The sequence below is a fragment of the Dryocola clanedunensis genome (assembly GCF_038405435.1).
Taxonomy (GTDB): domain Bacteria; phylum Pseudomonadota; class Gammaproteobacteria; order Enterobacterales; family Enterobacteriaceae; genus Dryocola; species Dryocola clanedunensis_A.
The window spans coordinates 1-545 of the sequence record NZ_JBBYHZ010000192.1; the positions used below are offsets into that span (position 1 = coordinate 1).

General features: G+C 65.1%; 1 protein-coding gene. It reads right to left on the reverse strand.

The features are described 5' to 3' along the window. Window positions 1-85: 85 nt before the first annotated feature. Window positions 86-545, reverse strand: a 460-nt coding sequence (locus tag AAE045_RS24175; protein ID WP_455549834.1) for an efflux RND transporter permease subunit, incomplete at its 5' end; no start/stop codon positions are given.

Consider the following 545-nt stretch of genomic DNA (forward strand, 5'->3'; position numbering starts at 1 on the left):
TGTTGCGGATCGGCATACTGCGGTGCGCTGGAGCAGGCGCTCAGGGCCAGGGCGAGCAGCAGCGGAGCGGCCAGGGCCTTGGCAGTCATGCGGTTTCCTCCGGTCGCACTTTCATGAACAGCAGGTACAGACATGGCACCGCAAGTAGGGTCAGCAGCGTGGCGAAGCCCAGGCCGCCCATGATGGTAACCGCCATGTTGGCGAAGAACGGGTCGAACAGCAGCGGCACCATGCCCAGCACCGTGGTGCCAGCAGCCATCATCACCGGGCGCAGGCGTGACGCCGAGGCCTCGATGATGGCGGTCAGGCGTGGCACTTCGTCATCGATCTGCCGGTCGATCTCGTCCACCAGCACCACGGCGTTCTTGATCAGCATGCCGGTCAGGCTGAGCAGGCCGAGCAGCGCCATGAAGCCGAACGCCTGGCCGGTGAGCAACAGGCCGAAGCTCACCCCGCAGATCGCCATGGGTACCACCCGCCAGATCATCAACGGCTGGCGCACCTTGGCGAACAGCAGCACGGTGACCAGCACCATCGCCAGATAG